Genomic DNA, 16,142 nt, shown 5'->3' with positions numbered 1-16,142 from the left:
GCTTCCGACTCCCCTTCTCAATTCGGCCCGGGACCGGCAGGCTCATCACCGCGCGGTCAGGGGCCGCCCGGAACTGTACCACACAGATGACCACCAGTGAACCGGCGAACCGAAAGTCCTGCCACGCCGGCCAGATCCCTTACTCAGGAAACTGGTGGGATTTCCTCGCTGGGGATCATCGCTCAGGGCTTGCCGAGGAGGTGCCTCAGCAGACCCTCCAGCTTGTCGGACGTGCCGTCCGACTCGATCCCGAGCCCGTCCTCCATCGGTAGGTGGAACCGGTTCACCCAGTAGGTCGTGTAGCCGAAGCACTTCGCGTCGAAGGGGCCTCAGGCGCCGAAGGCGCGGGAGGCGATCTCCTCCTTCTCCAGCATCAGGTGCGTCATGCCCAAGGCGTGGGCCCGGGGCTCCGGCTTGTGGGTGCCGTTCGCCTGTGTGCTCAGCAACTCGTCGAAGAGGTCGGCGATCCTCGCGTGCTCGGCGTTGGCCTTGAGCATCATGGGGGCTGGAGTTCGAGATGGTGATGACACGGACTCCGGAGGCTTTCAGCTTGCGCGGGGCGGGGGCGGCGTCGGGCCAAGGCTCCGGGTGCAGGTAGGCGTCGAGGGGGCGGTTCCGCCGCTCGGGGGTCGGCTCAAGCCTCATGATTGCGGCGGAATAGGCCAGGGCTTCCTCGGAGCCCCTGAAGAAGTCGGTCTGACGCCCTGGGAAGGACAGCATCGACCAACCGCCGGCGGACCAGGGGCCCCGTGTCGGACGGCTCGGGCACCTCCCAGGCGGTGCCTCATCCGCTGACCAGGACTTCGGCGGTGGTTGTCCTGGCTGGACCCAGGGCGGAGCGGAGAAAAAGCGAGATGGGCGAGCCCAATGCCCCCCTACACGGCCAGTCACTTACCGCCCTCAGCCTTCGTCAGCAGCTTGTTGACCCGGAGCCACTCCTCGAGGCGGTCCATGAAATGGTCAGCCCCGCCCCCCTTGTTCACGAAGCCGTGCGCGCCGGACTGGAAGACGTGCAGCTCGGCCTGGCCCTTCGCTTTGCGGTATGCGGTGAACAGGTCGACTGACTGCGCGACGAACCCGGCGTCGTCGGCGGCCACGGCCAGGAACAGCGGCGGGGCCGGGTCCGGAATCTCCCGGATCTCGCGGATCCCGTAGATGAGCGCCACGAAATCCGGCCTCGTCTCCCTCGGGCCGAAAAGCGCATTGGAGGTGACCATGCCACCGGCCGAGAACCCGATCATGCCGACCCGGTCGGGCTGATAGCCGAACTCGCCGGCCTTCTCCCGCACGAGCCACACGGCCTGCCGCCCGTCCTCGCCCGCCATCTTGACCACGTCCTCACGGGCCGGGGCGCCCGGAGCATCATGGATGAGTCGGTACTTCAGGACGAAGGCGTCGACGCCCATTGCATTGAGCCGCTTGGCGATGTCCGCCCCCTCGTAGCTCATCATCAGGGCCCGGAACCCGCCGCCAGGCGCGACGACCATGGCCGAGCCGACGGCCTTGTCTTTTTCTGCCGGATAGTGGATTAGCACGGGCTTCACGACGTCGGTCACGATCGGCATGCCGTTCGGCCTTGTGACGGACTTCTCATCCCAGTCCCATTTCTCCGAGCCCGGGGCCGCCCCCGGGTAGAGCGGGATTTCCGCAGGGCCGGGCGCCTGAGCATTTACAGCCGTTGCCCAGGCGAGGGCGATCAGATAGATCGATCTGTTCATTGTCGGCTCCGTGTTCGACCCGGGAGATGGCCTGTCCGGGATGATATCAGAGCGGTCGGCCGATGGAAGCACGGCGGCGGATCTTGGAACCCGAGGTCATCGGCGGAATCGATTCGGGTAATATGAGGACTCCCCGCGACGAACCAAACATAGCTTCCGCGCGAGAACCCTCCAGATGCCACGCAAGCCCGGACGACCCAAACCTCCCTCGAGAAAGGCGAAGCGAGTTCAACCACGGCCGCGGTTCAGCGAAGATCCGCTCGTCATCCGGGCCCGGATGGCAGCGGCCGGGGAGTCGTTGAAGATCCTGTCTGGGCCGCCAGCGGCTCCCAGCGCCATCGAACTCGCGCACACGATCCACAAGCTCACCGACCGGTCGGTCGGGCAGGTCCACGCGAATTGCCGCGACGGGCACCGGGTTGCGTGCCAGAGCGGCTGCACCTATTGCTGCACGTACCCGGTCGCGGCCTCGGCCCCGGAGGTCCTGGCCATCGCCTCGTTCGTCCGCGAGCGGTTCAACGAAGAGCGGCGGGCGGCGCTCGTCGCCCGAGTCGACGCCAATATCGCCGCGACTCAGGGCATGGACATGGGCCAGCGGGACCGGATCAGGCTGGATTGCCCCTTCCTCGAGGCGGGCACCTGCTCGGTCTACGAAGTCAGGCCAGTCGCGTGCCGTGGCGTTTCATCCTACAGCGTCGATGATTGCCGCGAGGACTCCGAGCATCCGGGGGCGGGGGTCGAGATTCATACCAATGGCCTCCGCGAGCTGGTATTCGGGGCAATCCGCGAGGGGCTTGCCATCGCGTGCAAGTCTTCCTCGGCGGATCATCGCCTCCTCGAACTGGTCAGAGCCTACAAGATCGCCTCGGAGGATCCCAAGCTGTCAGAGACCTGGCGGAGCCGTCCCAAGGCATTCGAAACCGCGAACGGGGCGAGCGTCTTCCCCGGCCCGTGGTCGGACGAGCTCGAGCAGGAGTTCGAGGAGGTGTACCGGAAGACTGCGGTGCCGGTGGGCGCGGTCGATCCACCGTCCGGCGAGGTCCGCCAACCGGCTGGCTGACATTATCGCGAGTCGTGAGCGTCACGGTCCCGAAGCGGGCGACTTCGCTGGTGGAGGCCGCCGTATGGTCCCTGGCCCGGCCGCTCAAGACGGTCTTCATGACGGGGTAGAGCCGGGATCGGTCGGCGTCGTTGAGGGTTCGTAGCCGGCCAGGCGGCCGTAGAGAGACTGACGCGGCAGCGCGGTTAGGCTCTGGCGAGAGTCCTGGCTCGTGCGCTGGTCTTGCATCGGAGCGGCGGCCGAGGAGGTTAGGTTGAGCTCGTCGACGAGTTCACGGTAGGCCAGCAGGCCGGCGTCGCTGGGCAACTCCCGTGCGGATTTGGCGTTACTTCGCGCGAGATCACTCGGGGTTCACCAGATCGCCGGGCTCGATCCCGACCGGCAATGCCGTCAGGTAGGGGCCGGCCAGCTCGCCATAGGTCTTCGGCGGCCTTCCCCGCTCGCCCGCTTCGGCACCACCCGCGTCGTCGCCGCCACGATCCGCGACACCGGCATCCCAGGCCGGACGCTCCACCGCTGCGTATGCAGGGAGAAGTGGGACCTTGCGCCAAGAAGCTCGGGAGAGGAGGACAGCCTTCAACAAGCTCGAAACCTCTCGTCGGAATCCTGCGGGTAGCCAAACCCGCCCGGTAGAGCTGGGCCAGCGGCCGGATGCGAGTCTTGCGTGGTGGGTGGGTGACTGCCCCTGCGAAGCGTAGACAGCGAGATCAAACGCCGTGCGATTGAGCCCCGAAATTTCGTCGCGTCGAGCCCTCGTCCTTGTCAGACGCGGGGGCCGCGTCGGGCAGGCTAACCCTTGGTCCCGCAGAGCCTGTCCGGTCACGCCGGGGTCGGAGAACAGGGCGAATGGTCACCAGGGTTCCCCGGGAACTTGGAAGACCCCGCCGTCTCCATCGACCTGCCGGTGGGAGACCCGGCTTACCAACTCCAGGATGATCCACGGCCTTGTGTGCCGGGCCGCTGGGGACGAATCACGGGACACGACGATGGTATCGCCAAGCGAAGGAAACGAAGTGCGGCGAGACGGGCGGCGGGGAGTCGGAGCGTCTCGTAGTACCGTCGAGCCGGGGGAACCGTCCCGAGGGACCCCGGGGAGGGAAGGAGACGCCGTCTCATGAACCGTTGGAGGGAAACATGACAGGGACGCCGAGCCCTGAGACCGTGTCCACGAAACGACAACGGATCGCGGAACTCGCCAGGGACGCCCCGGACATGGCGTTCACCAACCTGGCGCATCACATCGACATCGACTGGCTTCTGATGGCGTATCTCCAGACCCGCAAGGACGGGGCGGTCGGCGTGGACGGACAGACAGCGGCCGATTACGAGGCCAACCTGATGGGCAACCTTCAGGCCCTCCTCGACCGCGCCAAGTCCGGCACGTACGTGGCCCCGCCGGTGCGACGTGTGCATATTCCCAAGGCGGGCTCGCCCGGCGAGACTCGCCCCTTGGGGATACCGACGTTCGAGGACAAGCTCCTCCAACGCGCGGTGCTGATGGTGCTGGAACCGGTGTACGAGGCGGACTTCCTGGAGGTCTCGCACGGATTCCGACCCGGACGCGGTGCTCACGGGGCTTTGGATTCGCTCTGGAAACGGGCGATGAACCTGGGATGTTGCTGGATCGTGGATGTCGATCTTCGGAGGTTCTTCGACTCGATCGACCACGGCCATTTGCGGGAGTTCCTCAGGCGTCGGGTGCGCGACGGTGTGATCTTGCGACTGATCGGCAAATGGCTCAACGCGGGCGTGCTGGAGGACGGGGCCGTCACGACCCCCGAGGCCGGCACCCCTCAAGGCGGCGTGATCAGCCCCCTGCTGGCCAATATCGTCCTGCACTACGTGCTCGACGAATGGTTCGAGAAGGAGGTTCGTCCTCGCCTGAAAGGAGAGGCGTTCCTGATCCGTTACGCGGACGACTTCGTGATCGGGGTGGCCCGAGAAGACGACGCACGACGGATCATGGAAGTCTTGCCCAGGCGGATGAGCAAGTACGGGCTGACGGTCCACCCGGAGAAGACCCGACTGGTGCGGTTCGTCCCGCCCGAGTCGGACGACTCCGAGCCCGGGGATCGGGGACGAACCGATCCCGGGACATTCGACTTCCTGGGCTTCACCCATTACTGGGGACGGACCCGAGGAGGAGGATGGGTGATCAAGCCTCAGACGGCGAAGGGCCGACTCAGGCGGGCGCTGCAAGTGTTATCGGTCTGGTGCCGGACCAACCGACACGAGCCGATCGAGGTTCAGCACCAGGAGCTCAAGCAGAAGCTGCAAGGCCACTACGGGTACTATGGGATCATCGGTAACTTCGCCAGCCTCCAGAACTTCCTGGAGGGTTCGCGGCGGATCTGGCGGCGATGGCTCTCGCGTCGCCGTCGAGCCGGGCCACTCGCTTGGTCGGACTTCCTTCGCCTGGAGAGACGTTATCCACTCCCCAGAGCGCGAGTGGTTCACGGGCTGTTGAATCGCGCAGCGAACTCATGAGATGACGAGCAATATTCGTGAAATACACACGTCTGGATCTGTATGAGCCCGGGGAGAGCGATCTCCCTGGGCGACCCGGCCCAACACTAGTGGTGGCACGAGGCCGTCGCGCCCTCATCAGGTGGAGAAAGCGACAGCCTTGTCAGAACTCCTGCGTGGGCGATGCCCGGCCTACCCTTACTTCTTGCGGGTGAATCTCCGGCCGCAGCACATCTCCTTGGCGGGCGCGCCACCTTCCCAGCCGACGCCCTTCAGCTCGATGTGATCGGCGTCGATGATCGTGAGCGTGGCCTCGTGCATGTGCTTGTCCTTCGCCGGGTCCAGGTTGGAGCCACCGGCGAACTGGAATTGGATCTGGTCGGCCGACGAATCCCGGTCGGCCTTCATGCGTGGCTGGTTGCCAAGCACGCAGTAATGGGTCATGACGAGATCGCCCCCGACGAGCGTGTAGACCGAGACCATCTCGTGCGGTTGGCCGGGGAAGAGAGTCTCGTGCACCACGCTCCCGCCGGCGGTGACCTTGATGATGGAAGCGACCTGATCGGTCGCCTTGCCGTCGGCGTCCGCGACCATCCAGGTGCCCGCCAGCTTCTTCATCGTCTCGAACGCGGCATTGGCCGGCGCCGGCGGCAGCTTGCCGGCCTTATCCTCGCCGTGGGCGGCGAGTTGGATGGCGAGGATCAGCATCGGGAGGCCAAGGAATCGTCGAGTCATCGTTATCCCCTTTCGGGAGGTCAGGGTGGTTGGGAGCCTCAATTTGCACGCCACAAGGTTGTCCATCGGGAAGGCGGCCGATCGACACCAGGAGGAATCTTTTCGGGCCTTCTTCTCGGCCGATCGGCCTCGGCGAGACCAAGTCTTATTAAGCGGTTTGCTCAGTAAGCGTTACGACGCCTGGTCCGGCAGAGTCACCTGGAAGGGGGCCTTTTAAGCCTTCGCTTCGGCGCACGGCCTCGATCGTCGCGATGTCGATCTTCTCCATCGTCATCATGGCCTCCATGGCACGCTTCGCGGCGGCGCGATCCGGGTCGGTCGTCGCCTCGAGCAGCACGCGAGGCGTGATCTGCCAGGAGAAGCCCCAGCGATCCTTTGGTTGGTTCAAGGTGGGTCGAACGATTACATGTTGCGCGCGTCGGTGTGGTCGCCGAATGGCATAGGAGTTACGCGGTCATGTCAGGTTGTACATCGGATTGGCGATATATGCACGCACCGCTCCTCGGATGATCCGGGCCTTCGCCTCGTACCAACTGACCCCCGTGGTGTAGAAATGGTGCTCCAGCCGCAGGAACGCCCGGATCGACAGCCCGATGTGATTCCGCTGCGCCCGCGCCGCCCGGACCTGGGCACGCTCCACCCCGCAGCACTGCTTCAGGCCCCGGTGATAGTTCTCGATCGCCCAGCATCGCTCGGCGTGGGCCAGCCGGGTCAATTCGCCCATCGCCAGGTCGTTGGTCGCCCAGTATTCAACGTCTCCGCCTTGGGAGACCACCTTGAAGACGCGGATCGACCCGAACCCCTCCAGATGAACGATGGTCCCCTCGGGGGCGATCGCCAGTCCTGCGACGGCACGGTAGCCCTGGCGGTCGAGGTCCACCTTGCGGTTGACCTTCAGCTGGGTCAGGAACGTCCAGCCGCAGGCCCGGACCGCCTTGAGGTTCCCCAGGCTCGAATACCAGCTATCGAACGCCACGCACTGCGGCTCGAAGCCGCGGGCCTTGGCCTGGCGGAGCATCGCCAGGAAGTGGTCGTTCTTGGTCAGGCCGTCCTTGGCCTTGTCGTAGACCCGGTAGTCGCAGGGCACGACGGTATCGCCATCGGTCCAGGCCGTGGTGATCAGGTTGATGCCACGGACGACCCGCTTATGCTTGCCCGACCAGTGCCGGCTGACCAGCTCGATCTTCTCGGCGTGGAACTTGTCGAGGGTCGAGTCATCGAGGACCAGCATCCCGCCCTCCTTGCGGACCATGGGCCGGGCCTCTTCCCAGAGCGTGGACGGGTCGGGTTCGATCCGATGGAGCAGACGGGTGAAGGCATCGTGGGCCGGAGCGTCGGGCGACTCGGGTTGCACAGCGGCGGCCTCCGTGCAGCAGAACGCCTTCGGGGAGGCGATGAGGAAATCGATGTAGTCGGTGTCGTGACACTTGGGGTTCGGGGCGTACATGCGATCCATCATGGACGTCCGAACCGATTGGCGCAATATGGACGCCCGATCACTGCCGCGTAACTCCTATGGCACTTAGATTTTGCTAGCTCGTTTGAGCATCTGGAGTTTGATCTCCCTCCGCGGCCTCTTCAGTTCTTCGTATCCCCTGGGCCCCTTCCTGGTCATGCGGGGCTCGAACCGGTCGGGCCGGTCGGCGACCCGGTGCACGGCGATGGCCCCGAGCAGCTGCTCGTAGAGCTCCTCCTGGCAGTCCGCGCCGCAGTGCGCCCGGTAGGCGATCAGCGGCCGGAACGCTTCGAGGACCTGGAGCGTCGCCTTGAAGCTGATCGAGCGCGGTTCCACCCCCTCGATGGTCGCCGCCTGGGCCATGACCGTTCGGATCAGGTTGTACGCCAGGACGTGGGCCCAGATCTCCTTCCGAACGAGCTCCGGCGTCTTGCAGCGCAGCACGTCCATCTGAAGGGTGACCTTGATCGACCTCAGGTCGAGCTCGTTGTTCCACCGGGCACGGTAGAGCGAAGCCAGCTCCTCCGCGCTCGCTTGCCCGGGGTCCAGGATGGTCGTCACGACGACGACCGACCGGTTCCGGAACCCCGGCTGCTCCACGCGGAAGCGGACCTCGCGGACGGTGATCGCGTCGGGCAGCGCGTGGTACGTCGCCCGGTCCACCGAGCGGATCGACGACGGCTTCTTCCACACCACCAGGTGGTCGTCCTTGCCCAGCCGCGTCCCCTTCCGGAAGTCGGCGTGGCGGTGCGCCGACAGGCGGCTGACGGTGTCGACGCCCCGCTGCTTGAGCAGGTGCATGCCGACCCAGCCCGACATCAGGCGGTCGTCCAGCAGCACGTCGCCGGGGCGCAGCACGTCCCACAGCTTGCGCAGGAGGCTGACCTCGCCCTGGCCCTTGCCGGCATACCGGCAGACGCCCAGGTCGAGGATCGCCCCGCACGACAGCGAGATGATCGCGCCGATGCGTGCGGGGGCGAAGCTCGTGCCGGGGACCTGGTTGTAGGCCAGCGGGTATTCGCGGCGGTTCTCCTCCGTGTCGGGCATGGAGACCGTGGACCCGTCGAAGAGGCAGACGCGGCGGCCCTTCCACAGCCACCGCCGGTCGACCCGCGAGTCGAGGTTGCGCCCGACGAGGCAGGCCACGGCGGCGAAGAACCGCTCGGGCAGGCGCTTCCTCGCCTGGCAGTAGGCCCCCGTCTCGGAGCTGCAGGGCTCAAGTCCTTGGGAGACGCGATGAGCGATCAGCCGGGCCACCGCGGCGCGGCAGGACTGGTCGGCGTTGAGCACCTGGGCGAGGAAGACCCAGAGGGTCACCAGCGGGTTGTAGACACGGTCCTTCCAGGTCGACTTGATCTCGCCGAGAGCCTCGTGGAGGCAGTCGGCGGTGAGGACGTCGGCGAACGGGAGGCCGCCGTCCTGGAGGAACTGGCGGCGGAGGGCATCGACCTGATGGGTCAGGAGTCGGTTGGAGGGCAGGTGCATCGCTCGGCCCCGGGCAGGTGAAGGGATGAGGACCATCCCCCATCGGAGCCGGATCGCAACCGAAATCCCATCCTACTCTCGGCGAACCGCTTATGGAGATCTAAGTGCCATTCGTGTGGTCGCCCGAAGGGGTGGCAGACCGATCAACATCGGAATCCCGGACCGAAGCAGGCTTCTTGCCGCCGATCATGAATCCATAGATACGCATATTGTAAATTCGATGAGGTCGCAACGACGGACGACGAAGGCCGTTGCCACGTCTCGAACGCGTCTTCGTCGATGCCGCTCGGCCCGCCGCTTTCAATGACGTCGCTCCCGCCGGTCACCGATCGGTCCTGAGCTTTGGCCGCGGGCCCGACCACTTTTCCCGGAGGCTCATGATGGATTCCGGGGTGGTGCCAGCAATTGGGCGATCAGGGCACTCAGTAGCCGCTTTCCTCTCGCCCGGATGTTGTGCACGAACTCGAAGAAACCCAGGTACAGCGGTAGGCTCTCCTGGGGGATTCCTCGGTGAGGCCGCAGCCACGAGCGGAGCAGCGACCAGAACCCTTCGAGCGTGTTGACATGGACCTCGCAGAAGCCATCGCCATCGTCGTCCCGGGCGAACTCGCCCGCCCCGTGGCAGACCGTCTTGTGGCCATAACCCCACTCCACCAGGCGGCCATAGATGTCGTATTCATCGGTGTAGACCAACGTCCCCTTCGCGATCATCCGATCGATCAGGGGCTTGATGGTCACCTGCTGGACGTTCTCCAGCATCCGGATCACGACCTCGCCTCCACGCTGCAACATCCCGAAGATCGGCGGCTTCTCCTTGGCCAGGGTGCCCCGACCTCGCTCGCCTCTCAGGCGTCGCCTTCGGGGGAGGCGGCCTTTTTTTGACCGCCTCGGGATGACCCTTATGTCCGGCCACCACATAGACTTCGTCGCACTCGACTTCCCCCTCCAGCACGACCGGAGGACAACGGTCGACCATCCCCTGTCGGAGTCGCTGGATCATGGCTCGGGCATCATCCTTGTTGATGTCGAGTTCCTGGGCGATCTGCAATCCCGAGAGGTTCAGCCCCAACAGATAGAGGCAGGCGATCCAGGTCCTCAGCGGCAGGTGATGGCCGGCGAAGATGGTGTCGGTGAGGTCGTCGAAGCGTCGGCGGCAGCCCCGGCACTCGTAGCGTTGACGGAGTGGCTGAGTGTCGTCCTTGCCGTTCTTGATGACCGAGTCCGAGGAGCACTTGGGACAGGTCACGCCGTCAGGCCACCGCATGTCCCGGATGGTGTCGAAGCACTTGGCGTCGTCGAAGAGATCCTGGATGTTGACCATCGTGCGACGCCTCGGGGCGGGGAAGTCGGGATCAGCGGGGCGGACAGATCGCCCGGCCGAAGAGACCGATTGTATGCACTGAGTGGCCCTTGCAGACCACCACCCCGGAATCCATCATGAGCCTTTCCAGAATGCCAGGATTACTTCGGCCACGGTCTGCGAGCTCGATTCCCCGGTCGGATCGGCCGTAGTGGGCAGCGGATTGGCCCTGCGGGTAGTTGCCCGCTCGGCCAGGAGACGGTGGTAGCGTTCTCAGCTTTCGGGCGAGCCATGCTTGCCCAGGTAGTGGTCGTGGCCGTCGATTCGGACGACGGCCAGATCCTTCGGCTTGTAGTGGCGATACTTGGGAACTTGGGTAGGTCGGCGGGGCATGGCGGGCACCTGGGGTCCGATAAGTAGTACCAGGTACTACTCGTTTTGGACTTCCGGGCCGCACTCCCGACCGCCGGGAGGTAAGCTGAACTGCTTTCGGCTGCTGGAATTGGGAAAGAAAGCGGGTAGCGGGAATCGAACCCGCATGTCTAGCTTGGGAAGCTAGCGCTCTACCACTGAGCTATACCCGCAGTGTTTAGGATTTATAGTGCGTGATTTCTCTAACACGCATCAGCTTGAAATCTTAACCTGAATCTAATCCGAGGCCAAGCCCAGTTCGCCAAAGATGGGTGCTCCTCTCGATTTTGGCGTCCGGTCATGTTTGCTTCCAGAATGCCTCCCACTCCGATCCGGCGGCCAGGGCTCCCAATTCCACCAGTGGTGCGACATGCTCGACCTTCCAGCGAGCCCCGGTCTGCTTCAGCCTCACGTTGAGCAGCTGTTCGATCGAACCCTCGACCAGCCCGCTGCCGATCGTCTGGCCGCGACGCAGCCGCAGCGCGTAGTTCAGCCGCGACTGGTGGCTGGCGAAATAGTTCAACGCCGTCGCCGAGGCGGCCCCGTCCCCAACCGGCAACATCTACGAGGCCAGTTCCCCGATCCACTCGGTCACACCCCAGTAGCCATCCTCTAGCAGACGTTTCTTGCCCCGGCCCAGTTCTGCGGCGGCCTCGTCGCTGCCGGTGCCCAATGCCGCATTGGCAGCCGAGCCCAGGTAAGCCGCCCCATGCCAGAAGTCCAGGCATTGCGAGCTGCCGGAGAAACGCTGCTGGGCCAGGTTCCAGATCCATTCCGCACCGTCGCCGAGCACGCTCATCGATTTGGGATCGGTCAGGCCCGGTCGGGTCGCCTCGGCCGCGCAACGGCCCCCGAACGCGGCGGCCTCCTCCACCGCGGCCACCACCGAACGCACCGAGGGGGCCGGCAGGTCGCGGTCGTCTTACTCCGAGGCGGTGATCGGCTCGCCCGGCTGACGGCGGGCCACCACCGCCACCTTCACGTCACGCCCGCCGCCCCTGGTGTTGACCTTGCCGGCGTCGATGTGCCACTCCAGGTCACCGCCGGCCTGGGCGAACGCCTCGGCGGTGTCTCGCTGAGGGCGGGTCGAGCTGGCTCGCTCGGCGGTGGCGTGGCAGAGCTGGCCGATGGTATTGTCGTCGAGGCTCCAGCCGGCGACCTCGAGCAGGGCCACCTCGGCCTTCTGGAAGGACCGCTGCACGCCCAACAGGCAGGCCATCCGGCAGGCCCCGCGAGTGACGTAGCCGGAGACACCAAGGATGCGATCGGCCCCGAAATCACCCTGAATGCAGGACGGGCAGTCGAAATAGCGACGGGGTAAAGTGATCGCCCCGAGTGCGGTCAGGAGGGTCCGCCGGTGCGGCCCCTTGGAGCGTCCGGGGTGCGCCTTGGGGCAGAGCCGTGCGTCCCCCCTTTTTGCTCGGCCAGAGCCACGCGACTGCACAGAGCGGCCGCGAAGCTCGAGCGGAGCAGGGCCCGACCCTTCTCCAGGGCGAGGCCCTCGCAGGCCTCCAGGACGGTCCCGGCGGGGGCCTCAACCGCGAGTTGGCGCAAGTCCTGAACGTAGGCGATGGCCTGCTCCAGGGCCAGTCGTTCGTTCTCGTCGCGATATTCGATGGTCAGGGTGGGCATCGGAAAGCCTCTCAAGACAACCCAGATCTCCAGGTCGTCTCTCATACAAAATCGCCCGAATGAGTGACCCTTGTAGGGTCCGCTATGCGGACCGTATCTCCGGTATCAAACCGAGGATGCGGTCCGCAAAGCGGACCCTACGATCGTCAATTGATCCGGGGAATTCGGTATCAGCCCACATGCCGCCCTTCGGGCGGCACCCAAACCGATGAAAATGGGGCGGGCGGTCGCTATAGTGAAGCCGTCCCCTCGCACGGCTTGACGCCGATATGAAACTGGTGCTTCGAGCCCGCGTGTCAGCCTGGCGCAAAGGCATCGCGCGTACCCAAACCTGTCGCCCGAGCTTACCACTCGGAGCACGTCGAGCAGAGTGCTTTCCTCCCCGCGATGTCCCCCGTGCGAGGGGCTCCTTTGGGACAACCTCCGGGTTGATCCCGTTCCGGAAGCTTGATCCCGATCCGGGTGCTTCCGTATCGACCTTCGGGTTCTTGCCTTCAATCGAGAGCGATGACGTCCACAACGGTTCAACTTCAGGAGAACCACCTCAAGAATTGACTCGACCTGGGCTGCCCTTAAAGTCGCCGATGGCCGACCGCGTTCGTCGGCCGTCTGGTGGTCGAGAACGCCGAACGGAATTTTCTGAGCAGACCATTGGACGATGCCAAAATCGAGAGGGGCACCCAGGTCCGAGAATCGGACCAGGTCGTCAAAGGTCGACGACCGGTTCAGCGCTCTCGGGCTGGTCTTTTGGAGATATTTCCTCAGCCTCGACGGTTATCTGTTCGAGGATCGTCCCTGTCGTCCGGACTTGAGCAGTTTCGGACCATTTTCCATATTAATGTTTCGAAGGTAATCCTGGTCGCGGAAGATCATCAGCGGGCTGACTCCTAGCACGTAATACTCCACTTCTTCGGTCCGCAAGGGCTTGGACAATGACAGGCGAACTTTGAAGCACTTACCCTTGGATGTGTCTTCTTGAAGGATCTCATACGACCCCAGACGCTCGCCTTGACTCCAAGGCGTGTCGTGGACCAGGACAGGCGGCTCTGTCTCCGGTATCGCCCCCGGGTTCCCGCCATCACGCCAGGTATTGAGCGTCCTTTCGAGGGCGGAGCGAGCCACTTCCTCGGTGGGTGCCGCGCCGGCCCCGTTCCCGCATCCGGCCATCGTGAGCAGCCACAGCGCCAAGGCGGAGAAGGGGACGAGCCTAGTCGGGTTCCAGGATCCGTACATCATCGCCCTCCGAATTAATATGAGTCAGCGGAAATGACTTCGCCGCCGTTTCGCGTGCCCAAGGCGCGATAAACCGGGAGCGAAACACTATTCTTGATGAACTTGACGCTACCGTCGCCGAAGAGGGTGTTGACGCCGCCGGGGTGCTGGCTCGAAGGAGGGACCTGCATCGGCATGTTCGCCATGCTGTTGTTCGCGAAGCCCAATCCGGCGCAGGTCGCCTTGTTCGGCGTAGAGACGTGGTTGTACTGGGTGCAGCACATTTCGCCCATCACCCAACTTGCCCCTTGCGCATGGGTCAGACGAGTCGCGGTCAGTGGGTTTGTGGATGTGCATGTCTGATAGGTGGCGTCGAGCGACGTGGGAGAGGCCGTGATCAGTGAGTCGGAACGGCCGTCGGAGTCGCGTTGGCCATTCCCCCGGATCTTCTCGCTGAAGAACGCGGTGTTGCTGGTCCCATCGGTGATGCTCGCCAAACCGACCGAACTCAAGTAATAGAAGATGCCGTGGGGGGCCTCGGCGGGAGCGACCACGGAGGGATTGCTATCGCCAAGGTCGCACGCCCATGTTTGCATGTTTCCAAGGTAGCTGTTCACTCCGGGCCAACCGGCGAGGGGAGCGTTCGCGTCCGAGGGGCAGAGGAAAGCGGCCACCTGCGTCCGAGAGACCGTCGCGTTTTCCCGGTTGGTGTTCTGATACGGCGGCATGAACGGAACGTCTCCCGCCATGCCGGGCGTCTCCGGTGCCAGGTTGAAGTTGATGCCGTTAAAGAGCGCCCCTTGCTCGATGTAAAGCAGGAGTTGACTGTGCGAGGACCAGCGTGCATAGAAGGGAGTCCCGGGGACTAGCTTGTCATAGCTCGGCCCCTTGCCGAACGGCAGGGAATGGAATGTGGAGAGGTAGTTATGACAGGCGATCCCGATTTGCTTGAGATTGTTGACGCACTGGGAGCGCCGGGCCGCCTCGCGGGCCGATTGCACGGCGGGGAGTAGCAGCGCGATCAGAACGGCGATGATCGCGATGACCACTAGCAATTCGATCAGCGTGAAGCCAATTCTTCGAGTTCGCATCGATCGGCCTTCCCGTCAAATCAATAATTCAATTAAATTAAATATGTAAAATAAAAATCGTCATTGGTGAGCCGTCGGGCCCAACCTTGAGGATCGGGGAATCCTCTCCGAGATACCACTCGTGGATGATCGGACCGGTCGCCGCAATGTCGAGGCGAATCGGGGTGGCCGTCGCGCGAGACCACTCGAATATCCACGTTTCCACGTCAGCGAGTGTGGAGCAAATTGTTCCGCGCTTGCATGACACGATCGTTGGGTGGGCCGGAGCTTAAACTCCAGCCACGCTCGACCATGTTGGGCTGGCACATGCTGCCCCGGCCACAATTCTCGCCCGCGGAACATCCAGGTTCGATGCAATCCAGGGTCTGGTGGTGGGTTCACGAGGAGTCACCGCCCCCCCGACCGTCCGGGATCACCTGGGTGGACGAGCGAGCGGTTCGGCTCGATCGGAGCGGGGAGAAGGGTCGTCCTCGGAGAATGGTCGAGAGGAAGGAGTGGGCATCGCGAAGACGCAAGATTCGACACACGCCCACGTGTCGATTCGATACATGACCGTTGGGGCCGACAATGGTATCGGGGTCGAGTTTTGCGAGCAAAGGAGCCCAAAGCAGGGGGACTTGGGTCGCCCTGTCGGCGGAGAATTCGATCGCAACGCTTCGGATGATTCCAGGATGGAATCCGGGCGAATCAGGGCGATCGTATCGATCTTTGAAGAACCCCGGTTCGACGTCACGGGATGAGCACAGTTCGCAATCGAGGTCGATGGCGCAAAAAAACCGACGGCCAGCAACAGTGTTGCTAGGAGTTGGGAGCGAATGCGGTTCCATCGTCCATGCGATGTCATCGGGATCGGTTCCGAGCAGTCGCCGAGATATGCAATGGAATTCTTCGACGAGAATAGATTTTAACTAACATAAACTCTAACCTGGTTCAGGGCGATTCGCAAGTGGTATATTCGGAGATCGAAATTAGGAAATTAGTGTTGAACCGCGTGGGTCGTCTCATCGAGAAGGTCGCCAATCTTGAACCCGGGAAATCTAGCCTCCCGAATCATCGGCTATTTGTTGAGTGCCCTCGCGGTCGTCCTCGCCTCGTCATGCGACGTGCCTTCGGGTCCGGTCACAGGCAGCGACTTGCCCGACGCGAAGGCTGCCCGCCAGGCGATCGAACGAGCCTTGCAGGCCTGGGAGGCCTCCCCCGACATCGAGCGGACGACGACCACGATCCGGCCGATCATGTTCGTGGAGCAACGGCAGCCGGCGGGTCAGCAGCTACGCAAGTTCGTGATCCTTGGCGAATCTCCCGGCTACAAAGGATACCGCCGGTTCCAAGTCAAGCTCTTCCTCAAAGAACCCGACGAGACGATAGTCGTCTCCTATCTGATCTTCGGGAACGGCCCGATCTGGGTTTATCGCGCCGAGGATTTCGATATGATCATGCACATGGACATGTCGATGATGTCCACCCCTCCGGGTGCCGAAGTCGGAGCGAGTTCCCGGCCCCTCGCTCGCCAACCTTCGTCGCCGCCCGGGCCATCCGAGGCGGCAAAGTCCCCCTGACGGCGTCGGGATTCGGC

At 64.0% G+C, this 16,142-nt stretch carries 12 protein-coding genes, 1 tRNA gene and 3 pseudogenes; 3 read left to right on the top strand and 13 right to left on the bottom strand.

The window, feature by feature from the left end:
* Positions 1–329 precede the first annotated feature (329 nt).
* Positions 330–500: a hypothetical protein gene (locus P12x_RS17135; RefSeq protein WP_435005608.1), complete on the bottom strand. Its 171-nt coding sequence runs from the start codon at positions 498–500 to the stop codon at positions 330–332.
* A gap of 387 nt (positions 501–887) precedes the next feature.
* A complete protein-coding gene (locus P12x_RS17130; RefSeq protein ID WP_435005606.1) occupies positions 888–1,565 on the bottom strand; it encodes an alpha/beta hydrolase in 678 nt (225 codons plus the stop codon).
* Between the two features lie 451 nt (positions 1,566–2,016).
* Between P12x_RS17130 and P12x_RS17125 the strand changes: the two genes are divergently transcribed.
* Complete coding sequence (locus tag P12x_RS17125) at positions 2,017–2,778, top strand: YkgJ family cysteine cluster protein (protein WP_435005604.1); 762 nt, start codon at positions 2,017–2,019, stop codon at positions 2,776–2,778.
* A gap of 340 nt (positions 2,779–3,118) precedes the next feature.
* Here P12x_RS17125 and P12x_RS17120 read toward each other — a convergent pair whose 3' ends face one another.
* On the bottom strand, positions 3,119–3,361 hold the full coding sequence (locus P12x_RS17120; RefSeq protein WP_435005603.1) for a hypothetical protein: 243 nt from the start codon (positions 3,359–3,361) through the stop codon (positions 3,119–3,121).
* Between the two features lie 578 nt (positions 3,362–3,939).
* Between P12x_RS17120 and ltrA the strand changes: the two genes are divergently transcribed.
* Positions 3,940–5,265: a group II intron reverse transcriptase/maturase gene (ltrA, locus tag P12x_RS17115; protein ID WP_435005601.1), complete on the top strand. Its 1,326-nt coding sequence runs from the start codon at positions 3,940–3,942 to the stop codon at positions 5,263–5,265.
* 177 nt (positions 5,266–5,442) lie between these two features.
* Here the strand turns inward: ltrA and P12x_RS17110 are convergent, their stop codons facing one another.
* The 10 genes and pseudogenes from P12x_RS17110 to P12x_RS17065 form a co-directional block, all read right to left on the bottom strand.
* On the bottom strand, positions 5,443–5,979 hold the full coding sequence (locus tag P12x_RS17110; RefSeq protein WP_435005599.1) for a hypothetical protein: 537 nt from the start codon (positions 5,977–5,979) through the stop codon (positions 5,443–5,445).
* Between the two features lie 148 nt (positions 5,980–6,127).
* Positions 6,128–6,355: pseudogene (locus P12x_RS17105) on the bottom strand (hypothetical protein); the annotation flags it as partial.
* 78 nt (positions 6,356–6,433) lie between these two features.
* A complete protein-coding gene (locus P12x_RS17100) occupies positions 6,434–7,438 on the bottom strand; it encodes an IS701 family transposase (RefSeq protein ID WP_435005193.1) in 1,005 nt (334 codons plus the stop codon).
* Positions 7,439–7,501: 63 nt separating this feature from the next.
* A complete protein-coding gene (locus tag P12x_RS17095) occupies positions 7,502–8,956 on the bottom strand; it encodes an IS4 family transposase (protein ID WP_435005597.1) in 1,455 nt (484 codons plus the stop codon).
* Positions 8,957–9,295: 339 nt separating this feature from the next.
* Positions 9,296–10,241: pseudogene (locus P12x_RS17090) on the bottom strand (IS1595 family transposase).
* 492 nt (positions 10,242–10,733) lie between these two features.
* Positions 10,734–10,804, bottom strand: a tRNA-Gly gene (locus P12x_RS17085).
* Positions 10,805–10,929: 125 nt separating this feature from the next.
* Positions 10,930–12,057 (bottom strand): annotated as a pseudogene (locus P12x_RS17080) (hypothetical protein); the annotation flags it as partial.
* Positions 11,973–12,263, bottom strand: coding sequence for a hypothetical protein (locus tag P12x_RS17075; protein WP_435005595.1), 291 nt, complete (start codon positions 12,261–12,263; stop codon positions 11,973–11,975). The gene P12x_RS17075 and the pseudogene P12x_RS17080, both read right to left, overlap by 85 nt.
* Before the next feature lie 774 nt (positions 12,264–13,037).
* A complete protein-coding gene (locus tag P12x_RS17070; RefSeq protein ID WP_435005593.1) occupies positions 13,038–13,499 on the bottom strand; it encodes a hypothetical protein in 462 nt (153 codons plus the stop codon).
* Positions 13,500–13,510: 11 nt separating this feature from the next.
* Positions 13,511–14,566, bottom strand: a complete 1,056-nt coding sequence (locus tag P12x_RS17065; protein ID WP_435005591.1) for a DUF1559 domain-containing protein — start codon at positions 14,564–14,566, stop codon at positions 13,511–13,513.
* A 1,022-nt stretch (positions 14,567–15,588) separates the two neighbouring features.
* Between P12x_RS17065 and P12x_RS17060 the strand changes: the two genes are divergently transcribed.
* Positions 15,589–16,125, top strand: a complete 537-nt coding sequence (locus P12x_RS17060) for a hypothetical protein (RefSeq protein ID WP_435005589.1) — start codon at positions 15,589–15,591, stop codon at positions 16,123–16,125.
* Positions 16,126–16,142 lie beyond the last annotated feature (17 nt).

Source organism: Tundrisphaera lichenicola (assembly GCF_051175385.1).
Lineage (GTDB): Bacteria > Planctomycetota > Planctomycetia > Isosphaerales > Isosphaeraceae > Tundrisphaera > Tundrisphaera lichenicola.
This window is presented reverse-complemented; position numbering and strand designations above follow the sequence as displayed.